Source organism: Halorubrum trapanicum, from assembly GCF_017873555.1.
Classification (GTDB): domain Archaea; phylum Halobacteriota; class Halobacteria; order Halobacteriales; family Haloferacaceae; genus Halorubrum; species Halorubrum trapanicum.
Genome location: NZ_JAGGKE010000002.1, coordinates 249,590 through 263,349, shown reverse-complemented (window position 1 = coordinate 263,349; position 13,760 = coordinate 249,590). Strand labels below are relative to the sequence as shown.

General features: G+C 70.6%; 14 protein-coding genes. 6 read left to right on the top strand and 8 right to left on the bottom strand.

Annotated features, from left to right (window positions below):
* Positions 1–2,184, bottom strand: coding sequence for a formate dehydrogenase subunit alpha (fdhF, locus tag J2744_RS03755; protein WP_209544714.1), 2,184 nt, complete (start codon positions 2,182–2,184; stop codon positions 1–3).
* Between the two features lie 205 nt (positions 2,185–2,389).
* Here fdhF and J2744_RS03750 point away from each other — a divergent pair, with 205 nt between their 5' ends.
* Entirely contained in the window at positions 2,390–3,559 is a 1,170-nt protein-coding gene (locus tag J2744_RS03750; protein WP_209544712.1) for a glutathione-independent formaldehyde dehydrogenase, read from the top strand.
* Positions 3,560–3,619: 60 nt separating this feature from the next.
* Here J2744_RS03750 and J2744_RS03745 read toward each other — a convergent pair whose 3' ends face one another.
* Positions 3,620–3,787, bottom strand: coding sequence for a hypothetical protein (locus J2744_RS03745; protein ID WP_209544710.1), 168 nt, complete (start codon positions 3,785–3,787; stop codon positions 3,620–3,622).
* Positions 3,788–3,939: 152 nt separating this feature from the next.
* Here J2744_RS03745 and J2744_RS03740 point away from each other — a divergent pair, with 152 nt between their 5' ends.
* Entirely contained in the window at positions 3,940–4,092 is a 153-nt protein-coding gene (locus J2744_RS03740) for a hypothetical protein (protein ID WP_209544708.1), read from the top strand.
* Positions 4,093–4,102: 10 nt separating this feature from the next.
* On the opposite strand, the gene J2744_RS03735 is transcribed toward J2744_RS03740, so the two are convergent.
* Positions 4,103–5,263: a CobW family GTP-binding protein gene (locus J2744_RS03735; protein ID WP_209544705.1), complete on the bottom strand. Its 1,161-nt coding sequence runs from the start codon at positions 5,261–5,263 to the stop codon at positions 4,103–4,105.
* Positions 5,264–5,353: 90 nt separating this feature from the next.
* Between J2744_RS03735 and J2744_RS03730 the strand changes: the two genes are divergently transcribed.
* Positions 5,354–5,953, top strand: coding sequence for a hypothetical protein (locus J2744_RS03730; protein WP_209544703.1), 600 nt, complete (start codon positions 5,354–5,356; stop codon positions 5,951–5,953).
* 4 nt (positions 5,954–5,957) lie between these two features.
* Here J2744_RS03730 and yqeC read toward each other — a convergent pair whose 3' ends face one another.
* Positions 5,958–6,689: a selenium cofactor biosynthesis protein YqeC gene (gene yqeC / locus J2744_RS03725; protein ID WP_209544701.1), complete on the bottom strand. Its 732-nt coding sequence runs from the start codon at positions 6,687–6,689 to the stop codon at positions 5,958–5,960.
* Between the two features lie 127 nt (positions 6,690–6,816).
* Between yqeC and J2744_RS03720 the strand changes: the two genes are divergently transcribed.
* The gene (locus tag J2744_RS03720; protein WP_209544699.1) at positions 6,817–8,757 is read left to right on the top strand and encodes an aldehyde ferredoxin oxidoreductase family protein; all 1,941 of its coding nucleotides are present in this window, start codon (positions 6,817–6,819) and stop codon (positions 8,755–8,757) included.
* Positions 8,758–8,795: 38 nt separating this feature from the next.
* Here the strand turns inward: J2744_RS03720 and J2744_RS03715 are convergent, their stop codons facing one another.
* Together J2744_RS03715 and J2744_RS03710 are read right to left on the bottom strand one after the other, a co-directional pair.
* Complete coding sequence (locus J2744_RS03715) at positions 8,796–9,131, bottom strand: hypothetical protein (protein WP_209544690.1); 336 nt, start codon at positions 9,129–9,131, stop codon at positions 8,796–8,798.
* Complete coding sequence (locus J2744_RS03710) at positions 9,128–10,195, bottom strand: Mrp/NBP35 family ATP-binding protein (RefSeq protein ID WP_209544687.1); 1,068 nt, start codon at positions 10,193–10,195, stop codon at positions 9,128–9,130. Before J2744_RS03710 ends, J2744_RS03715 begins: the two co-directional genes overlap by 4 nt.
* Positions 10,196–10,285: 90 nt before the next feature.
* Here J2744_RS03710 and J2744_RS03705 point away from each other — a divergent pair, with 90 nt between their 5' ends.
* Positions 10,286–11,206 (top strand): response regulator, encoded by a 921-nt coding sequence (locus J2744_RS03705; RefSeq protein ID WP_209544685.1) that lies wholly within the window; start codon positions 10,286–10,288, stop codon positions 11,204–11,206.
* 16 nt (positions 11,207–11,222) lie between these two features.
* On the opposite strand, the gene J2744_RS03700 is transcribed toward J2744_RS03705, so the two are convergent.
* Together J2744_RS03700 and mvk are read right to left on the bottom strand one after the other, a co-directional pair.
* The gene (locus tag J2744_RS03700; protein WP_209544683.1) at positions 11,223–12,050 is read right to left on the bottom strand and encodes an isopentenyl phosphate kinase; all 828 of its coding nucleotides are present in this window, start codon (positions 12,048–12,050) and stop codon (positions 11,223–11,225) included.
* Positions 12,047–13,063, bottom strand: a complete 1,017-nt coding sequence (gene mvk / locus J2744_RS03695) for a mevalonate kinase (protein WP_209544681.1) — start codon at positions 13,061–13,063, stop codon at positions 12,047–12,049. The genes J2744_RS03700 and mvk overlap by 4 nt, the downstream gene beginning before the upstream one ends.
* 127 nt (positions 13,064–13,190) lie before the next feature.
* Here mvk and J2744_RS03690 point away from each other — a divergent pair, with 127 nt between their 5' ends.
* Positions 13,191–13,760 (top strand): mechanosensitive ion channel domain-containing protein, encoded by a 570-nt coding sequence (locus tag J2744_RS03690; RefSeq protein WP_209544679.1) that lies wholly within the window; start codon positions 13,191–13,193, stop codon positions 13,758–13,760.

Genomic DNA, 13,760 nt, shown 5'->3' with positions numbered 1-13,760 from the left:
TCAGTCGTCGGCGGACGCCGCGTCGTCGCCCGCGGTCTCGATGTCGACCTCGATCTCTGCGGACGCGGCCTTGTACTCGGGGATCTTGGCGCGCTCGTCGAGCACGTCGTTTGTGAGGCGGTTCGCGGAGGCGGCCGCGAAGTGCGGCGTGGTCCAGACGACGCCCTCCTTGATGTCCTCGGTCACGTCCGCGCGGACGGTGATCTCGCCGCGTCTGGACTTCAATACCACGTCGTCGCCGTCCTCGATGCCGTACCGCTCGGCGTCGTTCGGGTGGACGTCGACGAAGTTCTCCGGGTGCTGCTTCGAGAGCGTGGGCGACCGGCGGCTCATCGTCCCGGTGTTGTAGTGCTCTTCGAGCCGCGCCGTGGTCAACACGAGCGGGTACTCCTCGTCGGGGACCTCCTTCGGCTCCTGGTGGACGACGCCCTCGATGCGGCCGAGACCGTCCTCGGTCTCGAAGGTGTCCTCGTAGAGGAACGGGTCGCCCTCGTCGCCCTCCTCGTAGCAGGGCCAGTGAAGCCCCGTCTCGCCGAGCGCGTCGTAGGTCATCCCGTGCATGATCGGACAGACCTCGCGCAGCTCCTCGAACACCTCCTCGGGCCCGTCGAACTCGAAGGCTCCACCGGGCTTCGCCCGGTTCTCCGAGGAACTCCGTTCCTCGCTGCCGTCGAACAGCCGCGTCCCCACCTCACAGAGGATATCGAGGTCGTGGCGGGTGTTCTCGTGGACCTTGTGGACGCCGCGCATGCGCTGGACGCGGCGGTCCGTGTTGGTGACGGTGCCGTCGCGCTCGGCCCACGTCGTCGCGGGGAGGACGACGTCCGCCAGCTCTGCGGTCTCGGTCATGAAGATGTCCTGGACCACCATGAAGTCCAGATCCTCGCGGAACCGCTTCTCGGTCCGGTTGCCGTCCGGCTCGCTCATGATCGGGTTCTCGCCCATGACGTACAGGCCGTGGACGGTGTCGCCGATCGCGTGGGAGATCTCGACGTTCGTCAGTCCGGGTTCGTCGGGGATCTCGAAGCCCCACACGTCCTCGACGGACTCGCGGGCCTCGTCGTCGTCGACGAGCTGGTACCCCGGGAGGACGTTCGGCATCGCGCCCACGTCGCAGGTGCCCTGGACGTTGTTCTGCCCGCGTAGGGGGTTGACGCCGGTTCCCGGGCGGCCGAGGTTCCCCGTGATCAGCGCGAGGTTGATCTCGTTTTGGACGTTGTCGACGCCGCAGGTGTGCTGGCTCATCCCCATCCCGGTGAAGACCGCGGCGTCGTTCGCCATCGCGTACTTCTCGGCGGCGGCTTCGATGTCCGCCAGCGGCACGCCGCACTCCTCGGCGGCCGCCTCCTTGTCGAAGTCTGCGAGCGTCTCCTTCAGGTGGTCGATCCCCTTGGTTCGCTCCGCGACGAACGCCTCGTCGATCCAGCCCGCGTCCGGATCTTCCTCGTGGCGCTCTAAGATCGTCTTGAGAACGACGTTCAGGAGGGGAATGTCGGTTCCCGGCTTCAGCTGGAGGTGCATGTGCCGGTCGGTGTCGTCGATCTCGAACGACCGGGTGGTCTTGTTCGCGTGCGGGTCGACCTGGATGACGGTCGCGCCCTCCAGGACGGCCTGCCGGAAGTACTGGCTGTTAGCGATCGGGTGCTGCTCGCCCGGGTTCGCCCCCTGGATCCACAGCACGTCCGCGGAGTCCTCCAGGTCGGCCATGCTGTTCGTCATCGCGCCCATCCCGAGGCTGGTCCGGAGCGCCCAGACGGTGGAGGCGTGGCACATCCGCGTGCAGTTGTCGACCTGATTGGTGCCGTACCGCCGCGCCAGCTTCTGGATGAGGTAGTTCTCCTCGTTGAACGTCTTCGAGGAGCCGAAGAATCCCATCCCGTCGGGACCGTGCTCCTCTCGGATCCCCTCCATCTCGTCGACGACGCGGTCGAGCGCCTCCTCCCAGGTCGCCTCGCGGAACTCCCCGTTCTCTTTGATCAGCGGTTCGGTCAGTCGGTCCTCGTGGTCGACGACCTGCGTCGCCGCCCCGCCCTTGATGCAGACGCTCCCCTCGTTCACCGGCGCGTCGCCCCACGGCATGAAGCGCATCTCGCCCGGCTCGTCGCCCTCCAGCACGCGGATCCCGCAGCCGACCCCGCAGTACGGACAGATCGTCTTCGTCGCGTCGTCCGGCTCACTGGACATCGGTCTCACCGCCCCCGTGTGCGCACATACCACACGATCTATCGTCGCAGTCAATGAGTGTGTCGGTGGTTCCACCGGATCCGGAGCAGGCGCAGGCGGTCACCCCCCGACTCCTGTTAACAGTCGACGTTTCAGTATTGTTAACCGTAATTATAATGGAAAAACATTTACTATGATTTGTTAACACGATACAACCGGAACCAACATGAAAGCAGTTGTCTATCAAGGCCCGTACGACGTGGCCATCGAAGACGTGGACGAGCCGGAGATCGAACACCCGAACGACGTCGTCGTCGACATCACGACCTCGTGTATCTGCGGCTCCGACCTCCACATGTACGAGGGGCGGACCGCGGCCGAGGAGGGGATCGTGTTCGGCCACGAGAACATGGGGATCGTCAGCGAGGTCGGCGAGGCGGTGTCGACGCTGGAGGAGGGCGACCGCGTCGTCATGCCCTTCAACGTCTCCTGCGGCTTCTGTCAGAACTGCGAGGAGGGGTACACCGGCTTCTGTACCAACGTCAATCCGGGCTTCGCCGGCGGGGCGTACGGCTACGTCGCGATGGGACCGTATCCGGGCGGACAGGCCGAGAAGCTGCGAGTCCCCTACGCCGACCACAACGCGTTGAAGCTGCCCGAGGGGCGCGAACACGAGGACGCGTTCTCGCTGCTCGCGGACATCTTCCCGACGGGGTGGCACGGCACCGAGCTGGCCAACCTCGAGTCCGGCGAGTCCGTCGCCATCTTCGGCGCCGGCCCGGTCGGGCTGATGGCCGCCTACAGCGCCAAGATCAAGGGTGCGGCCGAGATCTACGTCGTCGACCAGGTACCGAGCCGACTGGAGCTCGCGGAGGAGCACTGCGACGCCCACGCGATCGACTTCTCCGAGGGCGACCCGGTCGACCAGATCATCGAGGAACACGGCGGGATGGTCGACAAGGGCGTCGACGCGGTCGGGTACCAGGCGACCGACCCGGACGACGTCGACACCGACACCGAGGACTACTCCTACCAGCCGGCCAAGGAGAACCCGGCGGTCGTGATCAACAACCTCATCCGCGTGGTCCGACCGACCGGCGAGCTGGGAATCCCCGGCCTGTACGTGCCCGAGGATCCGGGGGCGCCCGACGACATGGCCGCGCAGGGGCGCCTCGGCATCGACTTCGGGAAGTTCTTCGAGAAGGGCCTCAAGTGCGGCACGGGCCAGTGTAACGTGAAGGAGTACAACCGGTACCTCCGCGACATGATCATCGAGGGGCGCGCCGACCCGAGCTGGGTCGTCTCGCACCGCGTCGACCTCGAGGAGGCGCCCGGGATGTACGAGGCGTTCGACGCCCGCGAGGAGGGCGTCACGAAGGTCCTGCTCGAACCCTGAACCCCCGACGCCGAGGCATCGCCACGCCGCCGTCCGGACTTTTTCTGCCCGCGACGACGATCAGGCCCGGAGCCACGCCTTCGGGTGTTCCGCCCGGAGATGCGACTGGTACCGCGACACCAGTTCCGGATACCCGTCGGCGACGCAGTGCCACTCGCAGAGGTCGCAGGTGCGCTCGACCGCCTCGTCGCCGCCGTGAACGTGTCCGCCGCGTCTATACGTGACCATGAGGTTCCCGCCGCGGTCGATCCGCGTCGATAGGTACCGTACGACACGGACGAGGTTCACTCTGTCGGCGTTCGGGACGCGCGGCGGCTTCGAGCCGTCCGCTCGTCTCTCCCGCCGAAACCGGTATGTCGCTCCCTCTCGTGGTGGCTCGTATGTGTAAGTACTGCAACTGGGCGTTCCACGACGAGTGGGGCCAGCTGCTGAAGTACGACGACGTCTACCAGTCGGCGGTCGGCGCCGAGACCGAGTCCACCCACGGGTTCCACGACGAGTGGGACGACCTACAGGCGGAGCTCGGGATCTGACGCGCCGGCCTCACAGCGGGAACGCGTCGGCCGCCGCCTCCTCGGGCGCGGTTTCCCCGTCGGCCGCCGTCCCCCCGCCGGTGGTCGCCAGATCGTCGAGTTCGCCGCGAATCCTCGCCTCGTCCATCTCGCTGCCGATGAACACGAGCCGCGTCCGGCGGTCGTCGTCCGGGTCCCACTCGCCGATGGGGCCCGCCTGTACCGAGGGACCGGCCTGACTCACGCCGATCACCTCGTCGGTGCCCGCGACGTTCGCCACCCCTTTCGCCCGCACGACCGCGCCGTCCCAGTCGTCCAGCCAGTTCGCGAACGGCTCCGGGTCGAGCGCGTCGGCGGAGCGGTAAACGAACGAGTCGACGCCGTGGGCCGCGGCGGCGCCCTCGACGTGGTCGTGATCGTGCGCGTGGCCCGCTCCCTCCTCCGTACCCTCATCTCCCGCATCGCCCTCGCTCTCGGCGATTTCGCGCTTCCACCCCGGCGACCGCTTGGCCGTCTCGAAGTCGAACCGCCCCGTGTCGAGCACGTCGCCGGGGTCGACCGCGGAGTAGCTCGTTCGGATCCGCCTCGCGCGGGGCCCGAGCCGGTCGGCGACCGACTCGATCTCGTCGAGCACGTCGTCGGGGACCATGTCCGTCTTGTTCAACACGAGCACGTCGCAGAACTCGATCCCTTCGACGAGCACGTCCGCGAGGGGCCGGTCGGCAGCCGGCTCCCCGTCGCCCGGGAGGCTCTCGCCCGCGTCGAACTCCTTCCAGAACCCGTACGTGTCGAGGACGGTCACCATCGTGTCGAGCCGGAACCGCTCGGTGGGGTCGATCTCGGAGTCCTCAGTTCCCTCGGTGAACGCCCGCGCGACCGGGATCGGCTCGGAGATGCCCGACGACTCGACGAGGAGGTAGTCGAACTCCCGGGACTCGGCCAGCGCCGCGGCCTCCGAGAGCAGGTCGTCCTGGAGCCGACAGCAGATACAGCCGTTCGAGAGGTCGACGACTCCCTCCTCGTCGTTTTCGCGGGCGACGAGTTCCGCGTCGACATTCACCTCGCCCATGTCGTTCAAGATGACGGCGATCCGTCTGTCGCCGGGGTTCGAGAGCAGGTGGTTCACCATGGTCGTCTTTCCGGCGCCGAGGTAGCCGCTGAGGACGGTGACCGGGATCCGGTCATCTGTCATGTGTGCTACCAACCACCACGCCAGTATGAAACGATCGATCGGGATGAATGAGACGAATGTTCATCCGTCCCACCCCCGTACCGCGAGGCGATGGACCTGAGCGAGTCGACCCTCCGGGACCGCGCCCGGGAGTACGCGGCGGCGGAGCCGCTGTACGACGTGGAGCGCCAGCACGTCGAGACCGTCCCGAAGACGTTCGCCGGCGAGGAGTACGGCCGACGGGACGCCCAGTGGATCGTCCGGTGGTACTTCCGCCGGTACCTCGGCGAGTACCCGGACCGCGAACGCCGCGAGCGCGAGGAGGCGTTCCGCGACAACGAGTTCGACGACGTGATCGACGCCATCGAGGCGGCTGCCGACGCGGTGGGTGTGAAAAACGCCGACCCGCCCGACGTCGACGCCGCCCTCGACGCGCTCACCGCGCTCGACGGGGTCGACGTCGCGGTCGCGTCCGGCTTCTGCCAGTTCCTCGCGCCGTCGCGGTTCGTCGCGATCGACCGCCGGACGTGGGCCGTGCTGGTCGCGGCCGGGGAACTCGACGGCGACTACCCGGACCCGCCGTCGACCGCCGACTACCGTCGGTTCGACGACGCCTGCCGAGCCGTGACCGACCGGACCGGCGTCGACGCGTGGACGCTGTACCGGGCGCTGTGGCGGTCGTTCGAGGAGCTTCTGGAGGGGACCTCGTAGCGGCTCACTCCACGACCTCGACGACCGGATCGTCCGCGATCAGGCGCGTGAGAAGGACGCGCGGCACGTTCGCGCGGAAGTGGATCTCCCTCGCGACCTTCCGGGCCGCGGCGGTGTCCGCCTCGTCGTCGACCTTGTTCACGACCGGGATCGCGATCGCGTCGCTCGGGACGCCCTTCAGCCCGCCAGCCGGGCTGGCGAGGACGGTCGCGATGTCGGCGGGGCGGATCTCCGACCCGATCTCGCGGCCCGTGATCGCGGCGACCTCTTCCGGCCGGTGGACGTGTTCCTCGGTGAGGGGTTCGCCGACGACGTGCGCGCTCGCGATCGGGACGACGACGTCCGCGTTCGCCGGGATCTGCGGCTCGTGGTCGCCGGGCGCCTTGAACTCCCGGAGGCGCGCGCCGTCCGCCTTCACGAGCGTCGCGCCGGGAGCGGCGTCGGCGATCTCCGCGACCGTCTCAACGTCGTACCCGAGGTACCGGTCCGACCGCTCGCGCTCGGGAACCAGCCCGAGCGGCCAGTCGTCGAGTCCCGCCTCGGCGAGCGCGGCGACCGGGTCCTCGGTCACGCGCACCGCGGCGACCCGGTCGTCGAAGATCGGTATCCGGACGCTCGCGGTCACGACCGGCCGGTCGAGTCTGTCGGCGAGCGCGAACAGCGTCGACTTCTTGCCGCCGGCGCCGACGACGCAGACGGTCGCGTCGTGGGCGTCGAGCGCGGTCGTCAGGTCCATGCCCGGCAGTTCGACCGCCGCCGGCCTCACTCTGGCGGTCGGGGCGGCGGGGCGCGACCGCGGCGATCGCACGGGGCGATCCCGACGGCGAACAGATTGATACGTCTCCGCCGCGCAGGGCGTCTGAATGAGTCGGAGCCGCCCCCGCGTCCTCCGCGTCGACCTCTCGACGGGCGAGACCTCCCGCGAGCGCGTCCCGCGAGACTGGCGACGCGACTACGTCGGCGGGAAGGGGTTGGGGGCGCGCTACCTCTACGAGGAGCTGTCTCCGGGGACAAATCCGACCGGCCCGGCGAACCTCCTCGCCCTCTTCGTCGGGCCGCTCGCGGGCTACCTCCCGGGCGAGACGCGCTACGCCGCGGTGACGAAGTCCCCGCTCACCGGCGGCTTCCTCGACTCGTACGCCGGCGGCGACTTCGCCGACCGGCTCGTCGGCTCGCTCGACGACTGCCTCGGCCTGCTCGTGACGGGCGCCGCCGACCGGCCGGTTCGGATCGAGGTCGAGGGCGGCCGCGCCCGGATCGAACCGAGCGACGCGTGGGGCGATGACGCCGCCGAGACGGCCGAGCGGTTCCCGGACGCCGGCGTCGCCTGCGTCGGCCCGGCCGGCGAGCGCGGGGCGGCGTACGCGACGATAGCGAGCGACGGCGGCGCCCACCACGCGGGTCGCGGCGGCGCCGGCGCGGTGATGGGCGCGAAGCGGCTGAAGGCCGTCGTCGCCCGCGACCCCTCGCCGATGGTCCCGGACGACCTCGCCGCCCTCCGCGATCGCGACGCCGCGGCCTACGCCCGGGACCCGACGGGCGAGTGGCAGGCGGCCGGCGAGACCGTCGAGACGGTCGACTACGCCGACGAGGTCGGGATCCTCGCCGCGGAGGGGTGGACGGGGACCGGCTTCGACGGCGCCGACGACATCGGCGTCGAGGCCGCGTTGGCGCGCGCGACGAGGCGCGAGGGAGTCGACGGCGAGGAGACAACGGACGACGACGAGGGGGCGGCCGACGACGCCCGAGGCGCGGACTCCGCCGTCCCCGGCGGTTTCCGGATCGACACTCCGGAGGGCGAGGTCGTCCCCCGCGGTGCGGCCCCGATCACGCTCGGCGCGGGTCTCGGCATCGACGATTTCGACCGCATCGTCGACCTCTGCGGGGTCTGTGACCGACTCGGTCTCGACGTGATCGGCGCGGGCAACGCGGTCGCGTGGGCGATCCGCGCCGGGGAGGCGGGCGTCGTCGACTGTCCCGTCTCGTTCGGCGACGCGGCGGGCGCGAGGCGCCTGCTGGAAGCGATCGCGGCCCGGGAGGCGCCGCCCGACCTCGACGTGGAGCCGGGACTCCCGGACGCGCTCGCCGACGGGGTCGACGCCGCCGCGGCCCGGTTCGGCGGCGAGGCGCTCGTTCCGACGGTGAAGTCGATGGCGCTGCCCGGCTTCGACCCCCGCGCGGCGGTCGGCGTCGCGCTCGCGTACGCGACGAGCGACCGCGGCGCGTGCCACCGCCGCGCGCGACCGCAGGACGCGGAGCCGGTCGCCGGCCCGGACCGGTCCCCGGCCGACCGGGTTGGCGACGTGGTCGGCGAGCAGAACGCCCGGTCCGTGCTGTGGAGCCTCGTCGTCGACGACTTCGTCGGCGAGACCGTCTGGACCGATCTCGGCGCGGAGTGGCTCGCGGCGGTCGCCCATCCGGCCGTCGCCGACATCGACCGCGTCGAGTCGGGTCGCGGCGCCGACCGCGACACGCTGACCGACTCGGTCGCCGCGCTCGCGACGACCGGCGAGCGGATCTGGACGCTCACCCGGCTGTTCAACGCCCGCGAGGGGTTCGACCGCGCGGACGACGCGCTCCCGGAGCCGCTCCGCTCGACCGCGGCCGACGGGACGCCGGGCGTCGACGCCGACGCGTTCGACCGGCTGCTCGACCGGTACTACGCGGCGCGCGGCTGGGGCGACCGCGGCCTCCCGACGCCGGCGACGCTCGAACGCCTCGGTCTCGCGGCGGTCGTCGACGACGCGACCCCGCTGGACGAGCGCGCCATCGACCTCTCCACGGCGGTCGATTCCGACGACTGATCGCAGCGGAGCACTCCGATTTCCCCGTACCCGACGACTCAGCGGCGCAGTCCGCCTTCGGATTTGATCCGCATGATGTGCCGGACGTTGAGGTATATCTCCTCCGGCGACGTCTCCTCCTCGTCGTCGTACAGGTCCGACACGCGGTAGAGGACCGCCGAGAGCTGCTTGCTCTCGGAGCTGTCGCCCCGCACGTCGTCGGCCACCTCCCTGATGAACTCCCGGACCTCCGCGTCCGGGGCGAACTCCGCGCCCGACGCCTCGTCCGGGACTACCGGGTCGACGCCGGCTGCCGCGAGGGGATCCTCGTCGTCGCCGTCGCGCTTCGCGTCGTCGCCGTCGCGGTCCGCGGTCTCGTCGTCCGCGTCGGTCATTGCCCTTCGCTCACCCCGCGACGGCGGACGACGCCGGCGTTGTTCGCGACGTTCTCGACTATCACCTTGAACGCGTCCGCGGTCTCGCCGTCCTCCAAGACGACGGGTTCGCCGTCGTCGCCGCCGGTGCGCACGGACGGGTCGAGGGGGATCCCGCCGAGGAAGGGAAGATCGTGCTCCTGCGCGAGCGCCTTCCCGCCGCCGGAGCCGAATATCTCGTGGAACCCGCCGCAGTCCGGACAGCGGAAGCCGGCCATGTTCTCCGCGATGCCGAGGACGTTCGTGTCGTGTTTGCCGAACATGCGGAGTCCCTTCACCGCGTCGTCGAGCGCCACGTCCTGCGGCGTCGTGACGATCACGGCCCCGGTCAGCGGCAGCGTCTGGAGGATGGTGAGCTGGGTGTCGCCGGTGCCGGGCGGCAGGTCCATCACGAGGTAGTCCAGCTCGCCCCACTCCACGTCCTCGACGAGCTGGGTGATGATCTTGTGGACCATCGGGCCGCGCCAGATGACGGGGTCGTCCTCGCCGGTGAGGAAGTCCATGCTCATCAGCTTCACCCCGAACCGCTCTGGGGGCACGATCGTCTCGCCGTCGGTCTCCGGGCGCTCCTCGGCCGACACCATCCGCGGCACGTTCGGCCCGTACACGTCGGCGTCGAACAGGCCCACCCGGGCGCCGAGTTCGGAAAGTCCGGCCGCGAGGTTCACCGCGACGGTCGACTTCCCGACGCCGCCCTTCCCGGAGGCGACCGCGATCACGTTCTGGACGCCCGGGAGGACCTGCTCGTCCGCCGAGAGGTCGTCGGGTATCGACGCCGACAGCTCCACGTCGAGTCCGGTGTCCGCGAGCGCCTCCCGCACGTCGTCGGCGACCGCCGACTCGTTCGGCGAGAAGGGGGCGCCGAGCGCGAGCGACACGCGGACCGTCCCTCCCGCATCGCCTCCGGTCCCGCCTTCGGACTCCTCGATCTCGACGTCGTTCACCAGCCCGAGCGAGACGATATCGTCGCCGAGGTCGGGGTCTCGTACCGCCGACAGCCGCTCTCGCACGTCCGCTTCGTTCATGGTCGGACGGAGGGAACTCGGTCGAATAAGGGTTCTGTAGCGGTCGCGGCGCCACCATTCTTATGTCCGGCTGTCAGAAACCCTCCGTTGATGGCCCAGCGCACCGCGTCCGGGGATCGGATTCGCGTTCTCCACGTCGAAGACGACGAGGCCTTCGCCGACCTCACCGCGGCGTACTTCGAGCGACTCGACGCCGACATCCGCCACGAGGCGGTTCGCACCGTCGGGGCCGCGCGGCGCCGATGCCGCGGCGAATCGTTCGACGCGGTGGTCTGCGACTACGACCTCCCGGACGGGACGGGGATCGACCTCCTCGAACGCGTCCGCGAGATCGACCCCGAGCTACCGTTCGTCCTCTTCACCGGGAAGGGAAGCGAGGAGGTCGCGAGCGAGGCGATCTCCGCCGGCGTCACCGACTACCTCCAGAAGCGCGGCGGCACCGACCAGTACGAGGTCCTCGTCAACCGGATCCGAAACGCGGTCGACCGACACCGGCTCATGCGGCAGGTCGACCGCGCCGTCGCCGCGCTCGAAGCCGCGAGCGAACCGATCGGCATCCTCGGCGCCGACGGCACGTACCTGTTCGCTAACGAGGCGTACGCGTCGGTGTACGGCCTCGCACCCGACGACGTCGTCGGGACACACTGGCGGGCGTTCTACCCCGACGAGGAGGTCGACCGGTTCGTCGAGGAGATCCTGCCTCGCGTGACCGCCGAAGGGTACTGGAGCGGCGAGGCCGTCGTCTACGGCGCCGACGACCGCCTGGTCCGCGAGCGACTCGCGCTTACGCACACGACGGACGGCGGTCACGTGTGTATCGTGAGGGAGACGGAACCGATCGAGGAGTCGTCGCCGAACGTCGCTTCCGCGGACGCGACGCACCCGAACGCCGGCGACCGCGACGACCCAGACGTCGTCGGTTCGGACGCTCCGGACGCGGTCGGTTCGGACGCCCCGGACCCCGTCGATTCGGACGCTCCGGACGCGGTCGACCCGGACCGAACCGACTGAGCGGCACTCTCCCGAATCAGTCGATCCGCGTCCCCGAGTCCTCTCCGCGCAGGAAGGGGGCCAGTCCGTCGGCGCCGAACACGTACGCCGGCGCGTCGAGCGCGAGCAGTTCCCGCACCTTCGCGGCCATCCCGCCAGAGACGTCCGTCGCGTCGCTCGCGCCGAGCGTGTCGGCGACCGCCTCGAACGCGTCTATCTCGGCTATCACCGTCCCGTCGCCGTCGAGGACGCCGGGGACCGTCGAGCAGACGCCCACGCGGCGCGCGCCCAGTCCGCTCGCGAGCTCGACGACCAGCTCGTCGCCGGAGACGACCGTCACTCCGTCGCCGGCCGTCGCCACGCCGTCGCCGTGGAGGACCGGGACGAACCCCTCGCCGAGCAGCGTCGCCGTCGACCCGAGCGGGAGGTCGAGCCCGCCGTCCGCGCCGTCGGCCCGCGCGGCGAGCGACAGCGGGTGAACGGGGACCGCGGGCACGCCGCGCTCGCGCAGGCGCTCCAGCACGTGCGTGTTCAGCCGCTTCATCGCGCCGTGGACCGCGGCCACCGCGTCGGCGTCGCGAGTTCCGTCGGTCGTCGACACCCCGCGTTCGCTGGCGTGGTGATGGCCGAAGCTCCCGCCACCGTGGACGACGACGAGCCGGTCGATCCCGCCCGCCGCGAGCGCGTCGGCGACCGCGTCGCAGGCCGCGTCGAGCGCCGCGTCGTCGAGGGTCTCGGGCCGGTCCTTCTCGGTGATCAGGCTCCCGCCGAGCTTGAGGACGACGGGGGGTTCGTCGGCGTCGTCGCGGCCGTCGACCGCGGCGTCGTCGCCCCCGTTCTCACCCGCCGAATCATCCCCCGTCACGGCTCCACCACCCGGACGCCCTCGGTCGCCAGCTCGGCGCGGAACGCCTCCTCGCAGCCCTGCGTGAACGAGAGAGCGGTCTCCGTCGCGTCGCTCTCGTCGAGCGCGACGATACAGCCGCCGCCGCCCGCGCCGGTGAGCTTCGCCCCGTGCGCGCCCGCGTCTCGGGCGGCCCACACCATCGCGTCGAGCGACCGGGCGGAGACGCCGAGCGCCGCGAGCAGCCCGTGGTTGAAGTCCATCAGTTCCCCCAGCTCCGCCAGCAACGCCGGCGACGGCTCCGCGTCGGCCGCGGCGTCCGCGAGCAGCTCCTCGCCGGTCCGGACGAGGTCGCCGATGGACTCCACCGTGTCCGCGGCGAACCGGTACTCCTCGCGGAGCTCGCCGACGCCCGCGACCAGCTCGCCGGTGTCGCCCGCGCCGCCGTCGAAGCCGACGACGAACGGGAGATTCGGCGCGTCGATCGGCTCGCAGTCGTCGCCCTCGACGCGGACCGCGCCGCCCATCGTCGAGCAGAAGGTGTCGGCGCGAGAGGCCTGCCCGTCCTGTACCTCGAACTCGGCTTGATACGCCCGGTCCGCCAGTTCGCGGCGGTCGAGCGGCTCGCCGAGCGCGCGCGTCGCGGCGTCGATGCCGGCCACGACCACGGCCGCGGACGACCCCAGCCCCGCGCCGAGCGGGATGTCGCTCTCGACGGTGATGTCGAAGCCCGCGTCGGGGGCGTCGGCGGCCTCCCGGGCCTGCTCGACCGCGGCGTCGACGTACCCCATCGCGGCCTCGACGAGGGGGGTCGGCACGTCGACATCGGGGCGGTCGCCGGTGCCGCCGGCGTACTCCACCGTGAACCCGTCGAGCGAGAGGTCCTCGGCCTCGACGCGCACGTGGTCGTCCTCTCGCGGCTCGGCGGTCACCGTCGCGCGTCGCTCGATGGCCGCGGGCACGGCCGGTTCGCCGTAGACGACGGCGTGTTCGCCGAAGAGGTACACCTTCCCCGGCGCCTCGCAAACGGTCATACGAGTTCCCTCTCCCCGCGCGCTTACAGGCGTTGCGCTTGTGGTCAGGGGCGGGCGGAGAGCGGGGCGGGACGGAAAACCCCTCCGCCCCGCCAGTTTTTCACCGGCGGCCGCCGTCGTGCGCGCTATGACCGCGCTCCCGTCGCTGCTGACGCAGTCGCTCACGAACTTCCTCGAGGGGCTGGCCGTCGCGATTCCCCGGCTGCTCTCCGGGCTGGTCTTCCTCGCCTTAGCGTACGTGACAGTCCGAATCGTTCTCGCGGTCGTCCGGTCGTCGATAAACCGGGTGTACGTCGGTGACCGCGAGCTGGTGGGGGATCTCATCGTCACGCTCGTGTCGATCTTCCTGTGGTTCGGCGTCGCGCTCACGTTCCTGAAAGTACTCGGGATGGGCGACATCGCGGCGAGTCTCGGCACCGCCGTCGGGTTTATCGCGCTGGGCGTCTCCTACGCGCTCTCCGAGATGATCGAGGACACGGTGGCGGGCGTCTACCTCCTGCGCGACCCCGACTTCAACGTCGGCTACCGCGTCGAGGCGAAGGGCGTCACCGGCACCGTCGCGGCCATCGAACTGCGGAAGACCCGGATCGACGCCGACAGCGGCGACCGCGTCGTGATGGCGAACCGCGAGATAGAGCCGCGGTGGACTCACGACGTGCCCGAGGAGGCGGTGGAGCGACCGGAAATGGGAGAGTAG